At 72.4% G+C, this 24,393-nt stretch carries 22 protein-coding genes and 1 pseudogene; 8 read left to right on the top strand and 15 right to left on the bottom strand.

The genetic code is table 11. The features are described 5' to 3' along the window. A pseudogene (locus BUB75_RS46660) lies at positions 1-240 on the top strand (sigma-70 family RNA polymerase sigma factor); the annotation flags it as partial. 193 nt (positions 241-433) lie between these two features. Here the strand turns inward: BUB75_RS46660 and BUB75_RS47325 are convergent. The 5 genes from BUB75_RS47325 to BUB75_RS33590 all read right to left on the bottom strand — a co-directional run bounded on the left by BUB75_RS47325 (position 434) and on the right by BUB75_RS33590 (position 5,141). Next, a complete protein-coding gene (locus tag BUB75_RS47325) occupies positions 434-1,318 on the bottom strand; it encodes a sulfurtransferase (protein ID WP_073262899.1) in 885 nt (294 codons plus the stop codon). Next, entirely contained in the window at positions 1,315-2,325 is a 1,011-nt protein-coding gene (locus BUB75_RS47320) for a ketopantoate reductase family protein (RefSeq protein ID WP_073262897.1), read from the bottom strand. Before BUB75_RS47320 ends, BUB75_RS47325 begins: the two co-directional genes overlap by 4 nt. Then, entirely contained in the window at positions 2,322-3,620 is a 1,299-nt protein-coding gene (locus BUB75_RS33600) for an MFS transporter (RefSeq protein WP_073262895.1), read from the bottom strand. Before BUB75_RS33600 ends, BUB75_RS47320 begins: the two co-directional genes overlap by 4 nt. A 131-nt stretch (positions 3,621-3,751) precedes the next feature. Further along, a complete protein-coding gene (locus BUB75_RS33595; RefSeq protein WP_178380046.1) occupies positions 3,752-4,501 on the bottom strand; it encodes a DUF4142 domain-containing protein in 750 nt (249 codons plus the stop codon). Positions 4,502-4,712: 211 nt separating this feature from the next. Then, positions 4,713-5,141, bottom strand: a complete 429-nt coding sequence (locus BUB75_RS33590) for a hypothetical protein (RefSeq protein WP_218617927.1) — start codon at positions 5,139-5,141, stop codon at positions 4,713-4,715. Between the two features lie 270 nt (positions 5,142-5,411). Here BUB75_RS33590 and BUB75_RS33585 point away from each other — a divergent pair, with 270 nt between their 5' ends. After that, the gene (locus BUB75_RS33585) at positions 5,412-8,156 is read left to right on the top strand and encodes a Tex family protein (RefSeq protein ID WP_073262889.1); all 2,745 of its coding nucleotides are present in this window, start codon (positions 5,412-5,414) and stop codon (positions 8,154-8,156) included. 184 nt (positions 8,157-8,340) lie between these two features. Here the strand turns inward: BUB75_RS33585 and BUB75_RS33580 are convergent, their stop codons facing one another. After that, positions 8,341-9,900, bottom strand: a complete 1,560-nt coding sequence (locus tag BUB75_RS33580; protein ID WP_073262887.1) for a DHA2 family efflux MFS transporter permease subunit — start codon at positions 9,898-9,900, stop codon at positions 8,341-8,343. Positions 9,901-10,182: 282 nt separating this feature from the next. Between BUB75_RS33580 and BUB75_RS33575 the strand changes: the two genes are divergently transcribed. Together BUB75_RS33575 and BUB75_RS33570 are read left to right on the top strand one after the other, a co-directional pair. Further along, complete coding sequence (locus BUB75_RS33575) at positions 10,183-11,235, top strand: substrate-binding domain-containing protein (RefSeq protein WP_178380044.1); 1,053 nt, start codon at positions 10,183-10,185, stop codon at positions 11,233-11,235. Between the two features lie 32 nt (positions 11,236-11,267). Then, a complete protein-coding gene (locus BUB75_RS33570; RefSeq protein WP_073262883.1) occupies positions 11,268-13,541 on the top strand; it encodes a PAS domain-containing hybrid sensor histidine kinase/response regulator in 2,274 nt (757 codons plus the stop codon). A 6-nt stretch (positions 13,542-13,547) separates the two neighbouring features. On the opposite strand, the gene BUB75_RS33565 is transcribed toward BUB75_RS33570, so the two are convergent. Continuing rightward, positions 13,548-13,796, bottom strand: coding sequence for a hypothetical protein (locus BUB75_RS33565; protein ID WP_073262881.1), 249 nt, complete (start codon positions 13,794-13,796; stop codon positions 13,548-13,550). Positions 13,797-14,039: 243 nt separating this feature from the next. On the opposite strand from BUB75_RS33565, the gene BUB75_RS33560 reads away from it, so the two are divergent. Next, positions 14,040-14,525, top strand: coding sequence for a glutathione peroxidase (locus BUB75_RS33560; RefSeq protein WP_073262879.1), 486 nt, complete (start codon positions 14,040-14,042; stop codon positions 14,523-14,525). Here BUB75_RS33560 and BUB75_RS33555 read toward each other — a convergent pair. Next, on the bottom strand, positions 14,522-15,076 hold the full coding sequence (locus BUB75_RS33555) for a glutathione peroxidase (protein WP_073262877.1): 555 nt from the start codon (positions 15,074-15,076) through the stop codon (positions 14,522-14,524). The genes BUB75_RS33560 and BUB75_RS33555 overlap by 4 nt on opposite strands. A 92-nt stretch (positions 15,077-15,168) precedes the next feature. Between BUB75_RS33555 and BUB75_RS33550 the strand changes: the two genes are divergently transcribed. Next, positions 15,169-15,756, top strand: a complete 588-nt coding sequence (locus tag BUB75_RS33550) for a TetR/AcrR family transcriptional regulator (protein WP_073262875.1) — start codon at positions 15,169-15,171, stop codon at positions 15,754-15,756. A gap of 42 nt (positions 15,757-15,798) precedes the next feature. On the opposite strand, the gene BUB75_RS33545 is transcribed toward BUB75_RS33550, so the two are convergent. From BUB75_RS33545 to rfbB, 6 genes are all read right to left on the bottom strand, one after another. After that, positions 15,799-16,218: a DUF2304 domain-containing protein gene (locus BUB75_RS33545; RefSeq protein WP_073262873.1), complete on the bottom strand. Its 420-nt coding sequence runs from the start codon at positions 16,216-16,218 to the stop codon at positions 15,799-15,801. Positions 16,219-16,221: 3 nt separating this feature from the next. Further along, positions 16,222-16,947 carry a glycosyltransferase gene (locus tag BUB75_RS33540; protein WP_073262933.1) on the bottom strand — a complete coding sequence of 242 codons (726 nt, stop codon included), beginning with the start codon at positions 16,945-16,947 and terminating at the stop codon, positions 16,222-16,224. 190 nt (positions 16,948-17,137) lie between these two features. After that, positions 17,138-18,187: a glycosyltransferase family 2 protein gene (locus BUB75_RS33535; protein WP_073262871.1), complete on the bottom strand. Its 1,050-nt coding sequence runs from the start codon at positions 18,185-18,187 to the stop codon at positions 17,138-17,140. Further along, positions 18,171-19,517 carry a lipopolysaccharide biosynthesis protein gene (locus tag BUB75_RS33530; protein WP_073262869.1) on the bottom strand — a complete coding sequence of 449 codons (1,347 nt, stop codon included), beginning with the start codon at positions 19,515-19,517 and terminating at the stop codon, positions 18,171-18,173. The genes BUB75_RS33535 and BUB75_RS33530 overlap by 17 nt, the downstream gene beginning before the upstream one ends. Beyond that, complete coding sequence (rfbD, locus tag BUB75_RS33525) at positions 19,514-20,401, bottom strand: dTDP-4-dehydrorhamnose reductase (protein WP_178380043.1); 888 nt, start codon at positions 20,399-20,401, stop codon at positions 19,514-19,516. Before rfbD ends, BUB75_RS33530 begins: the two co-directional genes overlap by 4 nt. Continuing rightward, positions 20,401-21,393: a dTDP-glucose 4,6-dehydratase gene (rfbB, locus tag BUB75_RS33520; protein WP_073262867.1), complete on the bottom strand. Its 993-nt coding sequence runs from the start codon at positions 21,391-21,393 to the stop codon at positions 20,401-20,403. Before rfbB ends, rfbD begins: the two co-directional genes overlap by 1 nt. An 86-nt stretch (positions 21,394-21,479) precedes the next feature. Here rfbB and BUB75_RS33515 point away from each other — a divergent pair, with 86 nt between their 5' ends. Together BUB75_RS33515 and rfbA are read left to right on the top strand one after the other, a co-directional pair. Next, positions 21,480-21,707 carry a hypothetical protein gene (locus BUB75_RS33515; protein ID WP_073262865.1) on the top strand — a complete coding sequence of 76 codons (228 nt, stop codon included), beginning with the start codon at positions 21,480-21,482 and terminating at the stop codon, positions 21,705-21,707. Positions 21,708-21,787: 80 nt separating this feature from the next. Next, positions 21,788-22,654, top strand: coding sequence for a glucose-1-phosphate thymidylyltransferase RfbA (gene rfbA / locus BUB75_RS33510; RefSeq protein ID WP_073262864.1), 867 nt, complete (start codon positions 21,788-21,790; stop codon positions 22,652-22,654). Between the two features lie 57 nt (positions 22,655-22,711). Here the strand turns inward: rfbA and BUB75_RS33505 are convergent, their stop codons facing one another. Further along, positions 22,712-24,301 (bottom strand): methyl-accepting chemotaxis protein, encoded by a 1,590-nt coding sequence (locus tag BUB75_RS33505; protein WP_073262862.1) that lies wholly within the window; start codon positions 24,299-24,301, stop codon positions 22,712-22,714. Positions 24,302-24,393: the final 92 nt, after the last annotated feature.

Genomic DNA, 24,393 nt, shown 5'->3' with positions numbered 1-24,393 from the left:
GCCGAACTCGGCGTCACCGAATCCCGCGTCTCCCAACTCCGCGCCGAAGCACTCACGCTCCTCCGCGACGGCATCAACAGCCAGCTCGACCCGGAGCAGCTGCCGACCCACACGCGGCAGGACGGCTGCATCGCGCGGCGCCGGCACACGTACTACAACGACGTCGCCGCCCGCGGCAACCTCCACTCGCGGTTGACCCACACCTCCCCCATGGGGACTCCACTCCGCGCGGCTGGGTAGCTCTTGCGTTTCGCGGGCCGCTAGGCGCGTGTTCTGGCCTGGAGCCCGTCCAGGGCGGGGCTGGCGTGCGGCCCCGTCGACGCCGTGTACAAGTGGTCCATCAGTCGCCGGGGCCGCCCGTCAGCATCGTTCTGGACGGGCCGCCCCGGGGAAGCGCGGCCTATCCCGCGGGTCGCGTCCCGGGGGTCCCCGTCTACCCGGCGGGGGCTCCCGGCTCGGTTCCGGTGGCGGAGTCTCCGGTGGCGGCCGGCCGGGACGGGTCGGCTGACCACTGGGACCACGAACCGGCGTAGAGCGCGCCGTCGATTCCGGCGATCGCCAGCGCGGCGAGTTCGTGCGCGGCGGTCACGCCCGACCCGCAGTACACGCCGACCGGGGACGCGCCGGCTGCGCCGAGTGCGGCGAACCGTTCGCGCAGCGTGGCCGCGGGCTTGAACGTGCCGTCGGCGTTCAGGTTCTCGCTGGTGGGAGCCGACCGGGCGCCGGGGATGTGCCCGGCGCGCGGATCGATCGGTTCCACCTCGCCGCGGTACCGTTCCGCGGCCCTGGCGTCCAGCAGGACACCGGTGCGGGCCAGCCCGGCGGCCGCGTCGGCGTCGAGCACCGGTAGCTGACCGGGGCGCAGCGTCACGTCACCGGGGGCGGGCAGCACGGTCTCGCCGGTGGCGAGCGGATAGCCGGCCGCGATCCACGCGGCGAGGCCACCGTCCAGCAGCCGCACGCCCGGCACCCCGGCCCAGCGCAGCAGCCACCACGCCCGCGCCGCGGCCAGCCCGCCGGTGTTGTCGTACGCGACCGCGGTGACCGGCCGGTCGTCGCCGTCGCGGACACCCCAGCGGCGGGCAGCGGCCTGGAGCGCCCCGAGGTCGGGCAGCGGGTGCCTGCCGCCCGCGGCGCTCGCCGGAGCGGCGAGGTCGGATTCCAGGTCGACGAAGACCGCGCCGGGGAGATGCCCCGCCCGGTAGTGCTCGTGCCCGTGCGGGTCACCGAGCGCCCAGCGGACGTCCAGCAGGACCGGCGCCTCATCGCCGTGCCGCAGCGCCTCCACGTCCGCCGCCGACACCAGCACGTCGTTCATCGAGCCACCTCCCCGGCGATGCCGAGCAGATCGTCCAACACCGTTTGATCACCACCGCCGGGCGGGACACCGTCGCGCGCGGCCTGCGCCACCGCGGCCTGGACCGCCGCGTTCAGCGGCGCCGGAACACCGTGCAGGCGACCGAGCAGCACGATCTCACCGTTGAGGAAGTCGGCCTCGGTGCGCCCCGCCGCACGGCCGAGGCTCTGCCGGGTCGAACTGCCGCCGTACCGGTCGTTCAGCCCCGGCGCGAGCCGGAACCCGGCGAGGTCGATCTCGGGATCGGCGGTGAGGTCCGCCGGGTCGTGACCGGCCGCCTCCAGGACACGCCTGCCCTCGGCCTGCAGCGCGCGCCGCAGCGGGCCGGTGCCCTCCTGCCCGACGTACAGCGCGTCGACCGCGTTCGCGAGGTTGGAGAGCAGCTTGCCGGCCTTCCAGCGGGGCAGGTCCTCGACGAGCCGGACGACGAAGTTCGCCCGCCGCAGGTCGGTGGCCCAGGCCGGGGCGTCCGGGTCCAGCCCGCTCGGGTAGCCGCCCAGCCAGAGCACGCCCACCGAAGGCTCGCCCGGCGCCACCACCTCACCCGGGCGCAGGTAGCTGCTCGGCATCCACACCGCGGCGCCCGACACCCTGGCGAACCGCCGTAGCGCCGCCCGTTCGTTCTCCAGGCCGTTCTGCAGGCTGATCAGCGGCAGCGACTCTGCTGCGGTGGTGCCGCCGATCACCGGACGCCAGGCCCATTCCTGGAGGACGGCCTCGGTGTCGTGGGTCTTGGTGGCGACCACGAGGACGTCGCCGATGGTCAGGTCGAGTTCACCGGCCGAGCCGACGACCGGCAGCTGGACGCGCCGCTCACCGTCGGGCCGGACGTAACGCAGGCCGTCCGCGCGGATCGCCCCACCGTGTGCGCCCCGGGCGACCAGCACGACGCTCGCGCCGGTCGCGCGCAGCTGGGCGGCGACCGGTGCGCCGATCGCGCCGGCGCCGATGATGACGTAGCGACTCACGTGACCTCTCCCTCTCGCTTCGGTGTCATACCTACCGCACCCCTCCGACAACCGGGCGTCAGCAGCGCGAACGCGCAGACCAGACAGGTGCCGCCGGCCACCACCATCGCGGCGCGGGCCGAGTACGCGTCGGCCACCCAGCCGATCACCAGCGCGCCGACCGGTGTGGTGCCGAACCACCCGAGCGTGAGCAGCGACATCATCCGCCCGAGCATGCCCGGGTCCGACGCCTGCTGGACCAGCGCGGTGACCGTGGACTGATAGAGGGTGATCGCCACACCCATCACCGGCAGCACCGCGAGGAACAGCACCAGGTTCGGAGCCAGCCCGGCGGCGCCGATCGTGAGGCCGAGCGCGGCGCAGGCCGCCGCCAGGCGTCGCCGGGTCACCGCCGCACCGACCGCGATCAGCCCGCCGAGCACCGCTCCGATCGCGTCGGTGGAGTAGGCGAGGCCGACGGTGCTGGAGCCCGCGCGATAGGTGAACGTCACCATCGCCGCAAGCATCACGCCGAAGTTGAACGTGAGACAGCCGATCGCGACGTTCGCCAGTAACGCGGCCCGCAGATCCCGGTGCCGCCACGCGTATCCGAGGCCGAGACCGCCGTCCGCGGGCTCGGCCTTCGCGCGCGGGGCCGGGGGAGCCGTGCGCGCCCCGCGCAAGCGCGGCACGATCACCAACGCCGCAACCACGACGACGTACGAGGCGCCGTTGACGGCGAAACACGCGGCCGCCCCGACCGTCGCGTAGAGCACCCCGGCCAGCGCCGGTCCGGCGAGCCGGGCGGCGGCTCCGCTCATCGTGATCAGGCTGATCGCGCTGGGCCGGTCCTCGACGTCCACGACGCGGGGGATCAGCGTGTAGATCCCCGGCCGGTCGAACGCCTGCGCGACGCCGAACAACCCGACCGCGATCCCGATCGCCCAGAGCGGCGCCCGGCCGGCCGCGGCGAGCGCCGCGAGGACCAGGGCGGTGGTCGCGCTCGCGCTCGCGGTGGTGATCAGCAGGCGGCGGACGTCGACGCGGTCGAGAACCCGGCCGGTCAGCGGCGAGAGCAGCAGCGTCGGCGCGAACTGGATCGCGGTGACCAGCCCGAGCGCCGCGGCGCTGCCGGTGAGGTGCAGGACGAGCAGCGAGGTCGCAAGGTTCTGCGACCACGTCCCGACGAACGAGACGACCTGGGCGGCGAACAGGACCCGGAAGGCGGGCGCGCGGAGGGCGCGGGTACCGGCGAACATGGCCCGGAGACGGCTTCGAGTCGGCGCGACGCTCGTCGGGGCGGACTCGTCGACCATCCGTCCACTGTGCGGTAGCGCGGTGGGAGCCGGACCGCCGGGGCGCGCTGCTTCCCATCCACCGGATTCGTGAGTTCTTGTCGACCGCCCCCTGCGGACGGTGTTCAGCCTGCGGAAATGAGTTCAGCGCCCTACGGGCCGACGGTGAGGGAGGGGCCAGGGCCGCCGGGGATCGGGATGGGGGACAGCGTCGTGCCGTCGAAGCCCGGGTTCGTCCATCCTCGGGGTGCGGTCGTCGGCGACTGGACGCGCCAGCCGGGCGGTGGTGCGGAACTGGGCGTGGTGGGCACCGACCCCGGTGGCGGGACGTTCGGGCTCGCGATGATCACCGTGCCGACGCCGGGTGCCGCCGCGGTGAGCAGTTGGTGGTGCGCGGCGACGACCGGCTCGGCCGCCCGGGCCAGCGCCTTGACCGCCGCCGAGGAACCCGCGGTGAGTTCGGCGTTCACCAGCGCCTCGGCCTGGTGGTGCGCGGTGATCTGAGTGGTGACCCAGAGCCGGTCGAACTCCGGCCCGGACGTCTCGCGGTAGCGGGCCGCGAGCTCTTCCTGGTCGGCGTTGGGCCCGGCGGGCAACTCGACGTCGAGCGGGACCGCGGCCTGGGTCAGCGCCCGGTCGAGCGTGGTGTGGTCGGCGATCCAGCGGGTGGCCAGGTCACGGACGACCGGCACGGTGGCCTGGTGCAGCGCGATCCGCGCTCCGGTGATCTCGGCCAGGTGGCCCTGGTGGGCGGCGCGGAGGAACAGCCGGTCCTGCGCGTTGAGGCTGCGGTCGGCGGCGCCTGCGGAGGTCGCGACCGAGGTGGCGACGGCGGCTGCGGCGAGGAGCGCGAGGAGGGCGGCGAGCGCGGGCCTTCGGAGCCGCTGATGGGATGTGTTCATCATTATCTCCCGGTATCAGGTGTTATGCCTGATCGGGTGTGCCCCGCTGCGCGGCGCCCATGCCCGGGCGCTGGGGACGCCGGTCGCGCGCGGGTCGCGCTCGAGGTGCCGGTCGCGGTCGTGCCCTGCGGCGCGGGTCGCGCTCGGGTGCCGGTCGCGGTCGTGCCCTGCGGCGCGGGCGCGGCCTGCGGATGCCTCGCTCGCGGGTGGGTCAGGTCGCGGGGGCGGGGCGCTGGTCGGTGCGGGCGGTCAGGCGTTCGTACCGCTGGGCGGCCGCTTGTGCGCTCCCGAGCCCGAGGCCGAACGCAACCTCGGCCCACGTCATGCCCCGGCCGCGCGCCATCGCGATCAGGCCCAGCTCGACCTCGTCCAACTCGGCGCGGACCAGCGGCACCAGCGTGAGCGCCGCGGTGAGGTCGTCGGCGTCCACCTCGGGCTCACCCTCGCGGTAGACGGCCGAACCGCCCGCCAGGAACGCGACCAGGCGGATCGCCTCGTGCGGTCCGAGCATCGCGGGATTGATCTGGCGCGCGCGGTCGGCCTCGGTGCCCGCGTGCCGCTCGGCCAGCCGGAACAGGGCGGTGTACGTGCGTTCGGCGCGTGCGCGGCTCGCGCTCGGCGGGGTGAATTCTGCGGTCATGCGCTCCATCCTACACGATCCGTTGTCAACGAAAGGTTGATAGGCGTGTGGGATGGCGCCGAACTGTCGGGCGGGGCCGGTACGGTGCCTGGCGGCGTCAGCGAGTCAGGGCACATCGCCCCGGAGCGGACGCCGGGGCTGTGGACGACGCGCGCCGGCCGGGCGCGCGGGCGCTACGGTTTCGCACGAACGGAACGGAATCGAGTCGGACGAAATCCGGCAGAGACGGATAGGCGGAGCTGCGTGGGAACAGAATCGGTGGGGGCGCCCGTGGCGGGCCCGGCCGGTGCCGGGGCGACCGGGGTGGCGTCGATCGGGCGGCGGATCGCCGACGAGCTCGGCGTCCAGGAGCGGCAGGTCGACGCCGCAGTGGCCCTTCTCGACGGCGGCTCGACGGTGCCTTTCATCGCCCGGTACCGCAAGGAACAGACCGGGGCGCTCGACGACGCCCAGCTGCGCACGCTGGAGGAGCGGCTCGGCTACCTGCGTGAGCTGGAGGAGCGGCGCGCCGCGATCCTCGAGTCGATCCGCAGCCAGGGCAAGCTCGACGACGCGCTGGCGGCGCGCATCCAGGCGGCGGAGTCCAAGGCCCGGCTGGAGGACATCTACGCGCCGTTCAAGCCCAAGCGTCGCACCAAGGCGCAGGTCGCTCGCGAGGCCGGGCTGGAGCCGCTGGCCGACACGCTCCTCAGCGAACCCTCGCACGATCCACAGGAGCTCGCCGCTTCCTACATCGACGCGGAGAAGAACGTCGCGGACGTCGCGGCGGCGCTCGACGGTGCCCGCGCGATCCTGGTCGAGCGGTTCGGGGAGGACGCCGACCTGATCGGCGAGCTCCGCGAGCGGATGTGGGAGCGCGGCCACGTCGCGTCTCGTGTCCGCGAGGGCAAGGAGGAGGCCGGCGCGAAGTTCGCCGACTACTTCACGTTCTCCGAGCCGTTCACCCGGCTGCCGTCGCACCGCATCCTCGCGCTGTTCCGCGGCGAGAAGGAGGAGGTCCTCGACCTCGACTTCGCTCCCGACGAGCCGCTGCCGGACGACGCTCCGCCGCCCACCGGCCCGAGCGAGTACGAGGGCCGCATCGCACGGCAGTTCGCGATCCGGGACGCCGGGCGTCCGGCCGACCGCTGGCTGCTCGACACCGTGCGCTGGGCGTGGCGCACGCGCATCCTGGTGCGGCTCGGCATCGACCTGCGGCTGCGCCTGCGGCAGTCGGCCGAGGACGACGCGGTGGCCGTGTTCGCCGGGAACCTGCGTGACCTGCTGCTGGCCGCCCCGGCCGGCACCCGTCCGACGATGGGCCTCGACCCGGGGTTGCGCACCGGCGTGAAGGTCGCGGTCGTCGACGGCACCGGCAAGGTCACCGCCACCGACACGATCTACCCGCACGAGCCCCGCCGCCGCTGGGACGAGTCGATCGCGACACTGGCCCGGCTGGCCGCCGCGCACGGCGTCGAGCTGATCGCGATCGGGAACGGCACGGCGTCCCGGGAGACCGACAAGCTGGCCGGTGAGCTGATCGCCAAGCACCCCGAGCTGAAGCTGACCAAGGTCGTCGTCTCCGAGGCCGGTGCGTCGGTGTACTCGGCGTCCGCGTACGCGTCGCAGGAGCTGCCCGGTCTGGACGTCTCGCTGCGGGGCGCGGTGTCGATCGCGCGGCGCCTGCAGGATCCGCTGGCCGAGCTGGTGAAGATCGACCCCAAGTCGATCGGCGTCGGTCAGTACCAGCACGACCTGGCCGAGACGAAGCTGTCGCGGTCGCTCGACGCGGTGGTCGAGGACTGCGTGAACGGGGTCGGGGTCGACCTGAACACCGCGTCGGTCCCATTGCTGGCCCGGGTCTCGGGCATCACCACCGGGCTGGCCGAGAACATCGTCGTGCACCGCGACGCGCACGGCCCGTTCCGCTCCCGGTCGGCGTTGGCCGCCGTGCCGCGGCTCGGCCCGAAGGCGTTCGAGCAGTGCGCGGGCTTCCTGCGGATCCCGGGCGGCGACGACCCGCTGGACGCGACGAGCGTCCACCCGGAGGCCTACCCGGTCGTGCGGCGGATCGTCGAGAAGAGCGGCGGCGACCTCGCGGGCCTGATCGGCAACACCACGACGCTGCGGTCGTTGAAGCCGGCGGAGTTCGTCGACAACCGCTTCGGGCTGCCCACGGTCACCGACATCCTCGCCGAGCTGGAGAAGCCCGGGCGCGACCCGCGGCCGGAGTTCCGCACCGCGACGTTCACCGAGGGCATCGAGACGCTGTCCGACTTGGCGCCGGGCCTGGTGCTGGAGGGTGTCGTCACCAACGTGGCCGCGTTCGGGGCGTTCGTCGACGTGGGCGTGCACCAGGACGGGTTGGTGCACGTCTCGGCGATGTCGAAGACGTTCGTGAAGGACCCGCGTGACGTGGTGAAGCCCGGCGACATCGTCCGGGTGAAGGTGCTCGACGTGGACGTGCCGCGCAAGCGCATCTCGCTGACGCTCCGGCTCGACGACGAGGCCGGCGCCACGCGCGGGCCAGGCGGCGGCCAGCGCGGCGGCGGACGCGACCGCGGCGGCCAAGGCGGCGGCCAGGGCGGCGGCAGCCGGGACGGCAGCGGCGGTCAGGGCGGCGGCAGCCGGGACGGCGGCGGCGGGCAAGGCGGCGCCCGGGACGGCGGCGGTCAGAGCGGCCGCGGCGGTCGCAGCGACGGCGGCCGAGATGGCGGTCAGGGCGGCGGACGTCCGGACCGCGGGGGCCAGGGTGGCGGCCGGGACGGCGGTCAGGGCGGCGGCGGCCGTGGTGGTCAGGGCGGCCGCGGCGGCGGTGGCCAGGGTGCTGGTGGCCAGGGACGCGACGGGCGCGGTGGTGACCGGCGCGGCGGTGGTCCCCGTGGGGGCGGTCAGGGCGGCGGGCAGGGTGGCGGCGGACAGCGTCGCGGTCGGCCCGAGCCAGAGGGCGCACTCGCCGACGCGCTGCGCCGGGCGGGCTTGGTCGGTGGCGGAACGAACGACACTCCCGACCAGAAGCGCGGTCGCGGCCGCTGAGTGACGCAGCGGCGGGGCGTGAGCGGTGGACACCGCCCACGCCCCGTTCGTGGTTTCGGAGGCAGCGCGGGGCGGCCCGCCGCGCGGTCGAACGATGCGGCGAAGGGCTCGTCAGAGCGAGCCCTCGGCCGCGTCGTTCCGGGCCGAGGCCAGGGGGCGCCTGCGCGGCGCCCCGGCGAGAACGTCAGGGCGTGGAGTTCGCGGAGCCCGCGTGCACGGCAGGGTCGGGGTGAAGCTGCGGCGCGGCCACCCCACAGTGCAGGCACTTCGCAAGATCCACCGTCGCCGGTAGCGCCCCGGACGGCCCGCCCGCCGCCGCGGACGGCGCGGCTGCGGACGGCGCGGCTGCGGACGGCGCCGGTGGCCGCGCCGCCGATGGCGCCGCGGACGGCGTCCGGATCGAGGCCCAGGACAGGACGCCGCCAACGGCGAGCAACCCCGCACAGATCAGCATCGCGATCCGGAAGCTCTCCGCCATCCGCGACGCATCCGCGTACGCCTGGCCGGTCAGCCCCGCCACCACCGGCACCACGGCCACCGCGAGCAACCCGGCAGCGCGAGCGACCGCGTTGTTGACGCCGGACGCGATCCCGGCGTGCCGGGATTCCGCCGAGGCCAGCACGGTGGCGGTGAGCGGCGCGACGGTCAGCGAGAGCCCCAGCCCGAAGACGAGCAGAGCGGGCAGCACGGTGCCCAGGTAAGAGGCGTCCGCGCCGATCCGGGTGGCCAGCAGGAGCCCGCCGGCGGCCACCAGCGGGCCGAGCGTCAGCGGAAGGCGCGGCCCGATTTTGTCGGCCAGCGCCCCGGCGCGCGACGAGAGCAGCAGCATCACGGCGGTCACCGGCAGCAGCGCGGTTCCGGCCGCGAGCGGCGAGTACCCGGCCACCACCTGCAGCTGCAGGACGAGCAGGAAGAAGAACACGCCGAGCGCGGAGTAGACCGCGAACGTCACGCCGTTGACTGCGGTGAACGTCCGGTTCGCGAACAGGTCGAGCGGCACCAGCGGATGCGCCGACCGGCGCTCCACCAGCAGGAACACCCCGAGCAGCAGAATTCCGGCGACGGCAGGCACCGCGCCGGCGACCGCGGAGCCCCCGGCCTCGATCAGCCCGTACGTGAGCAGCCCCAGCCCGGCCGCGCCGACGACCGTGCCCCCGATGTCGAACCCGGTTGCGGGATCCGGGTCGCGCGACTCCGGGACGTGGAACCGGGTGACGACGACGATCACCAGCGCGAGCGGCAGGTTCAGCAGGAACACGATCCGCCAGTCCCATTCGACCAGCCACCCGCCGACGAACGGTCCGATGGCCCCGGCGACCCCGCCGAACGCCGACCAGGTACCGACCGCCCGGGACCGGTCGGCCGGATCGAACGTCGCCGCGATCATCGCGAGGCTGCCCGGTGTGAGCAGCGCACCACCGACGCCCTGCAACGCGCGGGCCCAGGCGAGCATCGCCGGCGACGGCGCCACCGCACACAGCAGCGACGCGACCGCGAACCAGACGACCCCGACGAGGAACACCCGCCGCCGCCCGAACCGGTCGCCGAGCGCGCCGCCGAGCAGGATCAGCGCGGCGAGCGCGAGCGTGTACGCGTTGACGATCCACTGCAGGCCGGCGAAGTCGGCGTCGAGGTCGCGGCCGATCCGCTCCAGCGCCACGTTCACGACCGTGCTGTCGAGCATGACGAGGCTCGACCCGAGCACGGTCGCCAGCAGGACCCATCGCGCGGATGCGGTCCCCATCCGGACGCCACTGCCCACTGCATCCACCTCGAGACCTTCGCAACCTCACGGACGGCGGCGACGGTACCCGACAATCCGACCGGACGGTCGGACGAAAAGCGTCCGATTACTCCTTGCCAGTGGACGTTGTCAAATGACAATTCGGTGAACGAAACCCCGACGACTTGGGCCGCTTGCGCGTTGTTTAGGGGGAAACCGTCGCCCTGTGACCTCGCTGACTTCGGTTGATGCGGCAGAGGAGGGTGGGGTGAACTGCGTTTGGAGCTGCTAGGTTCGTTCACCGTGAGAGTCGTCACACATCGCGTCCAGCCCTTTCGTCGGAGACCGGGCCGCACTGCCGCGGCCGTCGTCGCGTGCGCGCTCGTCGCGCTGACGACGTCCGGCTGTCTGGCCTCGGAGGACTCCGAGGCCGCAACCGGTGCCGCAGAGGGCACCCGCCTCGGGCTCGTCCTGCCCGACTCGACCACCGACACCTGGGACGCCTTACGCGGCGCCGCCGTCGACCAGGGCCCCTCCAGCGGGATCGAGGTCTCCGCCGACGCCTCGGACGACGGGCTCGACGCGGCGGCGCAGATCAGCAAGGTCGAAGCGTTCGCGCCGGAGCAGCTGGGCTGCTTCGCGATCGCCCCGGTCGACTCGAAGGCGCTGGTCGAGCCGCTCGCCGCGTTCGCGAAGAAGGGCGTCCCGATCTTCAACGTCGGCCTGCGTCTGGACGAGACCGCGGCGAAGAACGCCGAGGTGCCGATCGCGTCGTTCATCGGGCCGTCCGACATCGAGATCGGTCACCAGGCCGCGCGCAAGATGCTCACCTCCGTCCCGCGTGACAGCGCGGTCGTCATGGTGGTGGGCAGCGACAGCGACCCGAACGCCGCGCAGCAGCGCGTCGGGTTCAAGGAAGCCGTCGAGGGGACGCTCACCGCCTCGATGTCCCGGTCCACCGGCGGCGACTACTCGACCGCGGTGCGGGTCGTGACCGACACGATCAACGCGGTCCCCAACCTGCGCGGGATCTTCGCGCCCAGCGACACGCTCGGTCGCGCCGCCGCCAAGGCGATCGCGTCGCTCGGGAAGACCGGCACGATCAAGGTGATCTCGGTCGGCGGCACCGAACAGGGCCTCCGGTCGGTGCAGTCCGGCGAGCTGACCGCCACCGTCGCCACGTATCCGTCCTCGGTCGGCGAGGTCGTGGTCCGGGCGTGCCGCGAGGTCGCCGATGGGAAGTCCGTCAAGCCCCGCCTGACCACCCAGAGCTGGCTGGTGGACAAGGCCAACGTCGCCGCGGAGATCGCCGCGTACCCGGAGTCGACGCAGCCGTTCTCGGATCCCCTCGTCTGACATTCAACCTTTAGTGGTGCAATATGGGGTGAATGGGAACGCTGTCGTTCACCGCGCCGCTGTGGGCCGACGAGCACCGTCCGGCGGCGCTGCTCGCGCTCGACGCGGACGGCCGGGTCGCCCTCGCTGATACGACCGCGGCCGAGCTGTTCGGGCTCCCGGCGGACGACCTGCTCGGTCGTCCGCTGGCCGACCTGCTCGCGCCGCCCGACCAGGCGCACTCGGCGGACGGCCTGCTCCATGCCGAGCCGGGCACCGTGGCGAGTACGCCGTTCCAGCGGCCGGACGGGAGCGTTTTCGCAGCCACCGTGACCTGCGGCGCGATCATCGGCGCCTCCGGCGGGCTGACCGCGCTGGGCATCCGGATGACCGAGGGTTACGGCGCGGCCCAGAGCTGGTTGGTCGGCATCGTCCGCTCGGCCCGCGACGCGATCATCGGCGAGTCGCTGGACGGCCGGGTGACCTCGTGGAACGCCGCCGCCGAACACCTCTACGGCTACACCGAGGAGGAGATGCTCGGCCGCCGGATGGCCGACCTCTACCCGGCGGAGAGCCGGAGCGAGGAGGAGGAGATCCTCCGGCGGATCTCCCACGGCGAGAGCGTCGAGATCTACGAGGCGCAGCGCCTCCACCGGTACGGCCACCGGATGATGGTGGAGCTCTCGGTGTCGCCGGTGACCGACGCCGCCGGCCGGATCGTCGGCGCCGCCCGGGTCTCGCGTGACGTCACCGCCCGCCACCGCGACGAAGCGAAATTCCGCTGGCTGCTCGACGCGACGTCGCTGGCGATCATCGGCGTCGACGGCGGCGGCGTGATCCAGCTGGTCAACGCCCAGGCCCAGCACCTGTTCGGCTACAGCGCCGAGCAGCTGCAGGGTCAGCCGGTGGAGATTCTGCTGCCGGAGGAGTTCCGGGACCGGCACGCCGAACACCGGGCGATCTACGCCACCGACCCGCGGATGCGCCGGATGGGGGAGGGGCTCCAGCTCTCGGCCCGTCGTGCCGACGGTTCGCGCTTTCCCGCGGAGATCTCGCTGGCCTCGATCCAGACCGACGAAGGGCTGCTGATCGCCGCCACCGTGCACGACATCTCCGCCCGGCTGGAGCAGGAGGTCGAGCACCGGCGTCTGGAGAACGAACTACAGCGCTCGCAGCGGCTGGACAGCCTCGGCCAGCTCGCCGGGGGCGTCGCGCACGACTTCAACAACGTGCTGGCGATCATCAGCACCCACGCGTCGATCCTCGAGGAAGACCTGGAGGAAGCCGCGGCGGGAGCGCTCGACGGCGCCCGCGAAGCGGTCGCGCAGGTCCTGGCGGCGTCCGAACGAGGTGCCCGGCTGACCCGTCAACTGCTCGCGTTCGGCAGGCGGGAGATCGTCCGCCCCGAGGTCTTCGACCTCAACGACGTGGTGCGCGACGTGCAGCGCATGCTCACCGGCACGCTGGGTGCGGACGTCGTCCTGAGCGCCGCCCAGTCGGCGCGTCCCGCCGCGGTGACCGCCGACGCGGGCCGGATCGAGCAGGTGCTGGTCAACCTCGCGGTGAACGCCAGGGACGCGATGCCTGCGGGCGGCTCGCTCTCGGTGCACGTCGACCACACCGTGCTCGGACCGGTGGAGGCCGCACAGCACGGGCTCGAACGCGGCCAGTACGTGCGCCTGCGGGTCACCGACACCGGCACCGGGATGACGCCCGAGGTGGCTGAGCGGGCGTTCGAACCGTTCTTCAGCACGAAGGCCGAGGGGCAGGGCACCGGGCTCGGGCTGGCGTCGGTGTACGGGATCATCGCCCAGGCCGGTGGAGCGGTGGGGCTGGACTCCACGCCCGGCGTCGGCACGACCGTGACGATCCTGCTGCCGTCGGCCGACGAGGTAGCGCTGGGCGTCGCCGACGAGCCGGACACCGCCGACTCCGACGCGTCGGGCCGCCCCGGGTACGGCACGATCCTGCTGGTCGACGACGAGCGCGAGCTACGGGCCTCGATCGAGACGATCCTCGTGCGGGTCGGGTACACGGTGCTCTCCGCGGCCTCCGGTGCCGAGGCGATCGAGATCGCTTCGTCGTACCGGGGCCAGCTCGACCTCCTGCTCACCGACATCACGATGCCCGGCCTGTCCGGCCGCGAGGTCGCCGACCAGGTGCGGTCGCTCCACCCGACGGTGCAGGTGCTGTACATGTCCGGGTTCGCGCAGCGGCTGCTCACCTCGAAGGGCACGATCGACCCCGAGGTGACGCTGATCGAGAAGCCGTTCAACCGTCGTGACCTGCTGTCCGCGATCGAGGACGTGCTCCGCCTACCGGTCTGACCGTCGTCACAGCCGGAGGCGGGCGCGGAGCGCGGCGACCACCCGGGACACGAGGCTCCGGGGCCGGCGGGGCGGATACGGCCGCCAGTCCAGCCGCGGTTGTTCCACCGGAGCGGCGTGCCGGGCCCCCGGCACGCCGTGCAGCGCGGCGCCGGGAATCCGCTTCGGCAGCTCGCCGGGCGTCTCGCCGCGTTCGGATGCGAACGCGTCCTCGGACCGGCCCCTCGGACGCGGGAACGGCATCGACTGGCTCATGGGCCTCCCTCGGGCTCACCGGTCTGCTCCCGGGCGGCTCCGGCCGGTGCCCAGGCGGTAGGCCGATGATTGCCCGGCCGTACGTCGCCGGACGATGCATCCGTGCATGAGCGCATACCTCGGCCCGGAGCTACGCGCATGCCCGGCGCCGTGAGTGTCCGGGGCCCTGCGCGCGTCCTGCGTGCTCCGGGTCACAGTCGTCCCCGGTTACCCCGGCGAAACAACCGGAGCTAGTCTCCGGAAATGGCGATCTACGACATCCCGCTGCGCACGCTCTCCGGTGAGCCGGCCAGCCTCGGGGACTACGCCGGTCAGACGCTGCTCCTGGTCAACGTGGCGTCCAAATGTGGGCTCACGCCCCAGTACGAGGGCCTCGAGCGGCTGCAGAAGAAGTACGCGGGCAAGGGCTTCACCGTGCTCGGCTTCCCCTGCAACCAGTTCTACGGCCAGGAGCCGGGAACGGCCGACGAGATCCAGGAGTTCTGCTCCACCACCTACGGTGTGACGTTTCCGCTGTTCGAGAAGATCGAGGTCAACGGCGAGAATCGGCACCCGGTCTACGCCGAGCTGACCGCGGTGCCGGACGCCGAGGGCGCGGCGGGCGACGTCCAGTGGAACTTCGAGAAGTTCCTCGTCGCCAAGGACGGCGCGATCGTCGGACGCTTCCGCCCCCGCACCGAGCCGGAGGCGCCCGAGGTCGTCAGCGCGATCGAGGCCCAGCTCGCCTAAGGCTTGTCCCGGCCCAGCTCGCGCTCGATCGCGCCGGTGAGCAGGCTGTCGTCCGGGGTGACGGTCGGGGAGTAGCGGCCCACGACCTCGCCGGAGCGCGCGACGAGGAACTTCTCGAAGTTCCAGAGGATCTCCGGGTCCTCGGTCACCGGAAGGCCGTACCCGCGCAGCTTCTCCCGGTGCTTCTCCGGCGACCCCTCGGCGTGCGGGATCGCCGAGGTCAGCTCGTCGTAGAGCGGGTGGCGGTCGGCGCCGGTCACCGCGATCTTGGAGAACAGCGGGAACTGCACGTCGAAGGTGGACCGGCAGAACTCGACGATCTCCTCGTCGGTGCCGGGTTCCTGGCCCGCGAAGTCGTTGGCCGGGAACCCGAGGACGGAGAATCCCTGGTCGCGGTAGCGCTCGTGGATGCTCTCCAACGCCTCGTACTGCGGGGTGAGTCCGCACTTGGAGGCGACGTTCACGACCAGGAGCACCTGGCCGGAGAACGCCGCGAGCGTGGTGTCGTCACCGGTGATCGTCCGCAGCGGGATGTCCTGGATGGCGCGCATCGGGTCGAAGCCTCCGGGGGCGTCGAGGGGCTGGTCGCTCTTACTGTAATGGGTTCGGTAATCGCTGACACCCGCAGAGCTACGATTCGGGTATGTCTCCGGCTGCGCCGTCGTCTGCCGCCGGGCGTCCCCTGCGTGCGGACGCCCGGCGCAACTACGACCGCCTGCTGGACGCCGCCCGCGAGGCGGTCGCTCAGCACGGCGCGGAGACCTCGCTGGACGACATCGCTCGCCGAGCAGGGGTCGGCTCCGGCACGCTCTACCGGCACTTCCCGACCCGCGCCGCGCTGCTGAGCGCGGTGTTCCACGAGCAGGTCGAGGACCTCTGCCGGGAGGCGGCCCGCCGGCTGAACGACCCGGACCCGGCTGCCGCGCTCGGCGCCTGGCTGGAAGCCGTCGTGCTGCACTCGATCCGGTACCGCGGCCTCGCCACATCGCTGCGGAGCGCGTGGCTGGCCGAGGGCGGCGACCTGACCTGGTGCTACACCACGATGGAAGGCGCCGCCGAGCGGTTGCTCAACCGCGCCAAGGAAGTCGGCGCGATCCGCGCCGACGTCCCGGTCAGTGACCTGCTGCGGCTGGTCAACGGGCTCGCGCTGGCGAACCTCGACGTTCCGGACGCCGAGGAGAGTGCCGTCCGTCTGCTCGGCTACGTCCTCGCCGGGCTGAGCCGGTCCTAGCGCTGCCGGTCCTAGCGCTGCCGGTCCCTGGGGCTGCCCGTCCTAGGGCTGCTTGCCCTCGGCGACGACCGCGGCGAGCATCGCGGCCTCGGCGTCCGGCCGGGCCGACGGCGCGGTGGGGATCCGGTGCTGGTTGAGGATCTCCGCGTCGCGCAGCGCCACCGCACGCGCCAGCTCGGTGATCCGCCGTTCCATCTCCCGCGTCCGCAGGTAGAAGTTGATGACGACGAACACGAACGCGACGACGGTCGCGTAGAGCACCAGGTCGGCGCCGCGGCCGACACCCACCTTGTGTGCTACCCAGGTCAGGTCGTCCGGGCGGATGACCGCATAGGCGGCGAACAGCAGGAACGCCACGAACGCCAGCCGCTTGCCCGCCTGCAGGCGGACGCCGTGCTGCTGCCGGACGAAGTAGACCAGCGACGCGGCGACCGCGAGCAGCAGCAGGAACTGGATGACCATCGATTACACGCCTCGGTGCCGCAGGGAGAGCTCGAACAGGATGTTGACGCCGTTGACCAGGGACTGGCCCTTGGCCCGCGAGTAGTCCGTGTAGAGGATCGTGACCGGAATCTCGGCCACGCGCCAGTCCGACCGGGCCAGCTTGCCGACGATCTCCGACGCGTGCGCCATGCCGTTCATCCGGATCCGCAGACCCTCGGCGGCCGGCCGGTTGAGCACCCGCAGACCGTTGTGGGCGTCGGTCAGCTTCAGCTTCCGCGCGGTCGGGCTGAGCGCGACGACGGTCTTGAGGACGAAGCGCTTGAGCCACGGCACGGTTTCCTTGGACTCCAGGAACCGCGAGCCGAGGACGACGTCCGCCTCACCGGAGCGGGCGACCTCGAGCATGCGCAGCGCGTCCTCGACCCGGTGCTGGCCGTCCGCGTCGAACGTGACGAAGTACTCGGCGCCGGGACGGGACAGCGCGTACCGCAGCCCGGTCTCCAGCGACGCGCCCTGACCCATGTTGATCGGGTGCTGCACGAGGTGGGCACCGGTCGGCGCGATCGCGGCCGCGGAACCGTCCCGGCTCCCGTCGTCCACGCAGACGATGTTCGGGAACGTCTGCCGGGCGTGCTCGACGACGTCGGCGATCACCTGGGCCTCGTTGTAGACCGGGATGACCAGCCAGACGTCCTTGTTGTCCGGCCCGTGGCCGCCCGGCCCGTGCTCGGCCGGTGCGGGGTGCAGATCACCCTCGGCGATCGCGGCCGTCTCGACACCGGTGCTCTCGGCCACCACGCTGCTGGGCAGCACAGCCGGGTCAGCACTGCTCAACAGCGCGGCGTCCGCGGTCCCGTCCGTCACGATGGTTTCGCCTTCGCTCATGAGATCTCTTCCGGAGGCTCGATGTCGACGAACTCTAATGCGGCGGCGCTACTCATACCCACCGGCCTGCGACCCGCCACCAGATCGTGACCAGACCGTTGATCGCACCGGCCAACGCGGGAACCGGAATGACCGATGCGTCAACTTTTGTCGTCAATCGCGTCATCCACACGCGGTCGGGCACCGTGGCCTCGGCGCGCAGGTCTCGCCGACGCGTCCGGATGTGCGCGCGGTGGCTCCAGAGCCACCGCCAGCCCTTCACCTTCGCCGGGAACCAGCCCTGCGCGGCGGCCATCAGCGTCATCGCCGCCTCCAGCCCGGCCAGCGGCAGCGCGAGCAGCACCAGCGCCCGGCCGCTCCACAGCGTCGAGACGAACAGCAGGCGGTTCCGCTCGACCAGGTACATCTTGAAGTCGTTGCGGGAGAACTCGTACCGGTGCACGGCGACCGCGTCCGGCACGTACAGCACCCGCAGACCCCGGCGCCAGGTGCGGATCGAGAGGTCGGCGTCCTCGTGGTACGCGAAGTACGCCTCGTCGAAGCCGCCCAGCGTGTCCCAGTGGGCCTTCGGCACGACGACGCACGCCCCGGAGGCCCCGGCGGTCTCGACCGGCTCGGTCAGCGTCTCCGGCTCACCCATCCGGCCGGACCAGGACAGCCCCAGCACGTGGATCGGGTTCGCGCCCGCGTTGAGCAGCGTCGGGTCCTCGGCGAGCCGGACGCTGGCGACCGCGATGCCCACGTCCGGGCGCGATGCCTCCTCGACCAGCCGGCTCATCGTCGTCGGCTCGACCACGGCGTCGCCGTTGACCAGGGCCAGGTACTCGCCGGTCGCGGACGCCGCACCGAGGTTGCAGCCGCCGGCGAAGCCGGTGTTGGTGCCGGGACGGAGGACGGTCACCCCGTCGACCTTCTCCAGGACCTCGACGTCGTCGGTCGTGCAGCCGTTGTCGACCAGGACGACGTCGACGGTGACCTTCTCCGAGGCCAGCAGCGCCTCGACCGCGCGCCGCAACCAGGGCTCCGCCTTGTAGGCGAGCACCACCGCGCTGACGCGCGTGGCTTGGCTCTGCGCGGCCCCCTTCTCAGGCGGGTTGGACATCGCTGAACTCCTGGGGGTGGGGGACGTTCGACGGACGCAACGCGCGGAACAGCACGACGCCGAGGACGCCGAGCGTCGCGGCGGCGCTGGCCAGCTGGGCGATCACGGCGTCGGTGACCGGGGCGAACGGCAGCGTGAACGAGGCCGCGAACACCACCGCGCCGATCACCCAGCCGCCGGCCACCCAGCGGTGCCTGCCCAGCGCGAGCAGCGCGGGCTGGACGATCTGGACGGCCATGCCGGCGACGGTGCCGACCATCAGTGCGGTGAACAGCGCGTTCGAGGTGGTGAACGCCGAGCCGAACGCGATCCGGCCGAGCCAGTTGCCGAGGACGGCGCTGACCATCAGGGCGGCGGCGCCCACGGCGGCGACCAGCAGCAGCGCCGGGCGGACGGCCTGCCGCAGGGCGGACGGGTCGCTGTGCGCGGCGGCGCGCGCGAACGACGGGAGCACCAGCGACTGGGCGCCCTGGAAGACGAACAGCGGGATCCTGGCCAGGACGACCGCGGACGAGAACGTCGCGGCGGTCGCGACCCCGTCGGCGTCGTTCGGCAGCAGCCCGGCGACGACGACCGGCGCGGCGTTGGCGATCGCCAGCGAGAGACCCCACGCGACCGTCAGCAGACCGACGCCGCGGGCCAACGGTCCGAGCGGGCCCGCCGCCCCAGCGGCGCCGCTCACCTCGTCCCGGCCGCCGCGCACGTCCCGGAGGAACCACGGCGCGGTCAGCCCGACCGCGACCAGCGGCGCCAGGCAGAACGCCAGGCCGTAGGCGCTCGCCCAGCCGGCGACCGCGGCCCCGCCCAGCGCCAGCGCGGCCAGGGCCACGCCGGCCACCAGCCGGACGCCCCCCTCGGTGCCGACCGACGTGCCGTAGCGGCCGAACGCATGGCGTCCGCCGAAGTTTCCGCGGGTCACCGAGACGACCGCGTAGGACGCGCTCGCGATCAGCAACCCGGCCAGCAGCACCGTGTTGCCGTGCAGCACCTCGGGAACCAGGATCGGCGAGAGCGCGAGCGTCACCACCGCGATGCCGGCGAACAGGCCGCCCGAGAGCATCCCGAGCTGCCGGATCACCGGACGCGGATCCTCGTTCCGCGCCAGCCGGGTCGAGACGTGCCTGCTGGTCTCCTGCTCCACCGCCGCGAACAGGCCCGGCCCGATGATGTTGACCAGGAGATACACCGACGCCAGCGCCGAGTACGCGCCCTCGTCGAAGACCCGGCTGGCGACCGCGAGGAACAGGTACCCGGCGCCGCCCAGCACCAGGTAGCCCGCGCCCACCGACGCGGCGCTGCCCAGCAGCGCGCGCAGGCGGGTCCAACTCACGTCCGTGCCCCGGCGGCTTCGACGAGCCGGACGAACGAGGGCCGCTTGAGCGCTTCCTCGAGCTGGTCGTGCCAGTGCGGCTGCGGGGCCAACCGGGCCGCGGCCCACCGGTCGTGGCCGAGCACGCTGTACGCGGGACGCTTGGCCGGGCGCGGGAACGCGTCACTCGTCGTCGTCTCGACCCGGGCGGGGTTGAGGCCCGCGAGTGCGTAGATCGCCCGGGTGAGGCCGTGCCAGGTGGTCTGCCCGGACGCGGTGCCGTGGTAGACGCCGGGCGCGGCCTCGCCGTCGCGCGCGGCGCTCCCGAGCGCCACCAGCTGTGCGGCCAGCGCGCTGGTCCAGGTCGGCTGCCCGTGCTGGTCGTCGACGACGCTCACGGTCGGGCGGGTCGCGGCCAGCTTCAGCATCGTCGCGACGAAGTTGTTCCCGGTCTCGCCGTAAAGCCAGGCCGTCCGCACCACGTAGCCGCGGTCCGGCAGCGTCGTCAGCACGGCCTGCTCACCGGCGAGCTTGCTGCGCCCGTAGGCGTTCACCGGGTTCGTCGCGGCGTCCTCCGGGCAGGGCGTCGTGGCGTCGCCGGGAAGCACGTAGTCGGTGGAGATCTGCAGCAGCACCGCACCGGTCGCGGCACAGGCGTCGGCGAGCAGCGCCGGGCCGTGGCCGTTGATCCGGGTGGCCTCGTCCTCGTCGGCCTCCGCGTTGTCGACCGCGGTGTACGCGGCGGCGTTCACGACGACGTCGTGGCCGGCGACCGCCGCCCGCACCGCGTCGCGATCAGTGATGTCGAGGACGGCCCGGGTGGCGGCCGTCACGTCGGCGTCGCGCAGTGCCACGACCAGGTCGTGTCCGAGGGCGCCACCGGCGCCGGTGATCAGCCAGCGCATCAGTTGCCGAGCGCGGCGCGCTGCTTGAGGGGCTCCCACCAGTCGCGGCGGTCGCGGTACCAGGCCACGGTCTCGGCCAGCCCGGTGTCGAACGGCACCTGCGGCGTGTAGCCGAGTTCGTCGTGGATCTTGCTGATGTCGACCGAGTACCGCCGGTCGTGGCCCTTGCGGTCGGCGACCGGGGTGACGTAGGTGTCCCAGTCGCGGCCGGTGGCGTCGAGCAGGAGCTGGGTGAGCTCCTTGTTCGTCAGCTCGGTGCCGCCACCGATGTTGTAGACCTCACCCGCCCGGCCACCGGTCAGCGCGAGCTGGATGCCGCGGCAGTGGTCCTCGACGTGGAGCCAGTCGCGGACGTTGCCGCCGTCGCCGTAGAGCGGCACCGGTTTGCCGTCGAGGAGGTTGGTCACGAAGAGCGGGATGACCTTCTCGGGGAACTGGTACGGCCCGTAGTTGTTGCTGCACCGGGTGACGACGACGTCGACGTGGTGGGTGCGGTGGTACGACAGCGCGATCAGGTCGCTGGAGGCCTTGGACGCCGAGTACGGCGAGTTCGGCTGCAGCGGGTGGGTCTCCGGCCAGGAGCCCTCGTCGATCGAGCCGTACACCTCGTCGGTGGAGACGTGCAGGAACCGGCCGGTGCCGTGGCGGTGCGCGGCGTCGACGAGCGTCTGGGTGCCGAGGACGTTCGTCGTGACGAACTGGGCGGCGCCGGTGATCGAGCGGTCGACGTGGGACTCGGCGGCGAAGTGCACGATCGCGTCATGTCCTGGCACCAGATCGTTCACCAGATCGACGTCGGTGATGTCGCCCTTGACGAACGTGTACCGCGGGTTGTCGGCAACCGGGTCGAGGTTCGGCAGGTTTCCGGAGTAGGTGAGGGAGTCCAGCACCGTCACCGACCAGTCGGGCGCACCGTCGTATCCGCCGCTCAGGAGCGTGCGGACGTACTGCGACCCGATGAAACCGGCGCCGCCGGTGACAAGAATCCTCACGGGGACCGGAGTGTAGTCACCGGGAGCGACCGACCGTGAATCGCCGAGCCGCTTACGACGCCAATCCGCCGGGTATACCCCTATTTATGAAAAGTTCAGCTGACTACAACCAGAGCGCCGGTTTCGACACCGTTGGCGAAGGTACCGGGCTGCCGCGGCCGGGTCACCCGGAGGCCGGGCGGGACGCGGACGACGCGCACCGCGACACCCAGACGGCGCCCGGCACGCTCGGCGCCGCCGCTGCCGTGGCCGCCGGTGACCTCGGCGTCGACGCGATCCCCGAACTGAACGAGGACGACAAGACCTCCCGGTGATGCGACCGGGCTCACGTCACGACGGGTGAAGCGCTCAGCACACGGCCTGCGTGGTTTCTGAATCGCGTAGGCTGCCCGGCGTGCGCGGAATCCTCCTGGCCGGTGGCACCGGTTCGCGGTTGTGGCCGATCACTCACGCCGTGTCAAAGCAGTTGATGCCCGTTTTCGACAAGCCGATGGTGTACTACCCGCTCTCGACGCTGATGATGGCGGGCATCCGCGAGGTGCTGGTCATCACCACGCCCGGCGACGCGGCGCAGTTCGAGAAGCTGCTCGGCGACGGGTCGCAGTGGGGCATGGAGATCCGGTACACGGTGCAGCCGTCGCCGGACGGGATCGCGCAGGCGTTCCTCATCGGGGCCGAGTTCATCGGTGACCAGCCGGTGGCCCTGGTGCTCGGCGACAACATCTTCCACGGCGCGGGGCTCGGTCGGCAGCTCTCGACGCACAACGGGCTGACCGGCGGCCGCGTGTTCGCGTACCCGGTGGCCAACCCCGAGGCGTACGGGGTGGTCGAGTTCGACGAGACCGGCACCGTGCTCTCCCTGGAGGAGAAGCCGGAGAAGCCGAAGTCCAAGTACGTCGTGCCGGGCCTGTACTTCTACGACAACCGGGTCGTGGAGATCACGCGGGACCTCAAGCCGTCGGCGCGGGGCGAGCTGGAGATCACCGCGGTCAACCAGGCGTACCTCTCGGCCAGCCAGCTGAAGGTGACCGTGCTGGACCGCGGCACCGCCTGGCTGGACACCGGCACGTTCACCTCGCTGGTGCAGGCCGCCGAGTACGTGCGGGTGATCGAGGAGCGGCAGGGCTTCAAGATCGGCTGCGTCGAAGAGGTCGCCTGGCGGCAGGGCTACATCACCGCCGACCAGCTCCGCGAACTCGCCGAGCCGCTGCGCAAGTCCGGCTACGGCGACTACCTGCTCGACCTGCTCGCTTCGTCCTGACCCGAAGCGCCGGGGCCGGGCCGGAGCCCGACCCGGCCGGCCTCGCCGGGCCCGGCGTCAGTAGCGGAACGTCCCGATCGCGGCTCGGAGCTGCTCGGCGGCGACGTCCAGCTCGCCCGCCGCGTTCTGGGTCGCCCGCGCGGCGCCCTCGGTCGCCTCCGTGAGCTCAGCGACCTGCGTCAGCTGGCTGCTGATCTCCCCGGTGCCCCCGGCGACCCGGTCGAGGTCACCGGTCATGCCGTTGGTCGTGGCGCTCTGCTCCTCGACCGCCGACGCGATCGTCGTCTGGTAGTCGTTGATCTTCCCGATCACCTCGCTGATCCCGGCGATCGCGTCGGCCGCGCTCCGGGTGTCCTGCTGGATCGCGTCGATCCGCCGCCCGATCTCCTCGGTGGCCTTCGCGGTCTCCTGCGCGAGGTCCTTGACCTCACCGGCGACGACCGCGAAGCCCTTGCCGCTCTCCCCGGCGCGCGCCGCCTCGATCGTCGCGTTGAGCGCGAGCAGGTTGGTCTGTTCGGCGATCGCGGTGATCGTCTTCAGCACGTTCCCGATCTCGGTGGACGAGTTGCCCAGCCGCACCATCACCTGCTGGGTCTGCGCCGCCGAGTCCACCGCCTGCCCGGCGACGGACGCGGCGTCCGACGCGTTGACCGAGATCTCGCGGATCGCCGCACCCATCTCTTGGGCGCCACCGGCGACCGCCTGCACGCCGCCGGTCACCTCGGTCGCGGCCGAGTCGAGCGCCGACACCTGGCGGCTCGCCCGGTCCGCGTTCTCGGTCAGCTCGCGGCTGGCGCTCTGCAGCGACGCGGAGCTGCGGGTGAGCCCGACGCTGGTCTCGGCGAGGGTCAGGATCGTGCCGCGCATCTTCTCCGCGGCCTGCTGCACCGCCCGGGACATCTCGCCGATCTCGTTGGTCGCCGTGTCGACCGGACGCTCCGCCAGGTCGCCGCCCGCCATCGCGGTGAGCTGGTCCCGCAGCCGGTGCACCCTGCCGACCAGCGACCGTGCGGTGAGCACTGCGAACGCCGCCGTGATCAGGATGCCGAGAACGAGCACGGCGAGGATCGTGTTCCGCGCGGTGTCGGCGGCCGAGCGGGCGTTGGCGGTGGCGTCGGCCGCGGCCTCCGTCGAGACCGTTTTCGCGTCCTCGAGCAGCCCGACGGCCTCGACGATCGACGGGTTGAGCTGGGTGGAGCGCAGCGTCTGCCACTCCGCGATGCGATTCGCCGCCTCCAGGTCCAGCGCCTGCTGACGCAGGTCGAGGTACTCCGCCCAGGCGGCCGCGAACTTGTCCATCGCGGCCTTCTCCTCGGACGAGACCGGCAGGGTCCCGAACTCGGTGATACCGGCCTGAACCGCCTCCAACTCCTCGTTGGCCTCGGCCCGGTACGCCGTTTCTTTCGCCGCGTCCGACGACGTCGACGCCGAGAGGCTCGCCCAGCGGGAGTGCCAGATCGCGCCCTGGATCTCGCCGACGACCCGTACCGGCTGCAGGGACTTGTCGTAGATTTCCTGCGCGCGGTCGGCGATCCGGTTCATCTGGACGAGGCTCACCGTGCCGATGAGTGCGGCAGCCACCAGCGCCAGCGCAGCGATGAGCAGCAGGTTGCTGCGAATACTCATCCGGTGCAGGAAGCTCGCCATGCCAGTTGCTCCTCGGGACGAACGGACGACAAGCCCCCAATCGGCGATCGATCGACGGGTCTGAGTGCTCTTCGCCAGGGGGCGATAGGGTT

The sequence above is a fragment of the Cryptosporangium aurantiacum genome (assembly GCF_900143005.1).
Lineage (GTDB): Bacteria > Actinomycetota > Actinomycetes > Mycobacteriales > Cryptosporangiaceae > Cryptosporangium > Cryptosporangium aurantiacum.
This window is presented reverse-complemented; position numbering and strand designations above follow the sequence as displayed.

Coding starts and splice junctions, on each gene's coding strand:
- BUB75_RS47325 (WP_073262899.1), bottom strand. CDS start 1,318: ATGAACGACGTGCTGGTGTCGGCGGCGGACGTGGAGGCGCTGCGGCAC.
- BUB75_RS33600 (WP_073262895.1), bottom strand. CDS start 3,620: ATGGTCGACGAGTCCGCCCCGACGAGCGTCGCGCCGACTCGAAGCCGT.
- BUB75_RS33595 (WP_178380046.1), bottom strand. CDS start 4,501: ATGAACACATCCCATCAGCGGCTCCGAAGGCCCGCGCTCGCCGCCCTC.
- BUB75_RS33590 (WP_218617927.1), bottom strand. CDS start 5,141: ATGACCGCAGAATTCACCCCGCCGAGCGCGAGCCGCGCACGCGCCGAA.
- BUB75_RS33580 (WP_073262887.1), bottom strand. CDS start 9,900: ATGGGGACCGCATCCGCGCGATGGGTCCTGCTGGCGACCGTGCTCGGG.
- BUB75_RS33570 (WP_073262883.1), top strand. CDS start 11,268: ATGGGAACGCTGTCGTTCACCGCGCCGCTGTGGGCCGACGAGCACCGT.
- BUB75_RS33565 (WP_073262881.1), bottom strand. CDS start 13,796: ATGAGCCAGTCGATGCCGTTCCCGCGTCCGAGGGGCCGGTCCGAGGAC.
- BUB75_RS33560 (WP_073262879.1), top strand. CDS start 14,040: ATGGCGATCTACGACATCCCGCTGCGCACGCTCTCCGGTGAGCCGGCC.
- BUB75_RS33555 (WP_073262877.1), bottom strand. CDS start 15,076: ATGCGCGCCATCCAGGACATCCCGCTGCGGACGATCACCGGTGACGAC.
- BUB75_RS33550 (WP_073262875.1), top strand. CDS start 15,169: ATGTCTCCGGCTGCGCCGTCGTCTGCCGCCGGGCGTCCCCTGCGTGCG.
- BUB75_RS33545 (WP_073262873.1), bottom strand. CDS start 16,218: ATGGTCATCCAGTTCCTGCTGCTGCTCGCGGTCGCCGCGTCGCTGGTC.
- BUB75_RS33535 (WP_073262871.1), bottom strand. CDS start 18,187: ATGTCCAACCCGCCTGAGAAGGGGGCCGCGCAGAGCCAAGCCACGCGC.
- rfbD (WP_178380043.1), bottom strand. CDS start 20,401: ATGCGCTGGCTGATCACCGGCGCCGGTGGCGCCCTCGGACACGACCTG.
- BUB75_RS33515 (WP_073262865.1), top strand. CDS start 21,480: ATGAAAAGTTCAGCTGACTACAACCAGAGCGCCGGTTTCGACACCGTT.
- BUB75_RS33505 (WP_073262862.1), bottom strand. CDS start 24,301: ATGGCGAGCTTCCTGCACCGGATGAGTATTCGCAGCAACCTGCTGCTC.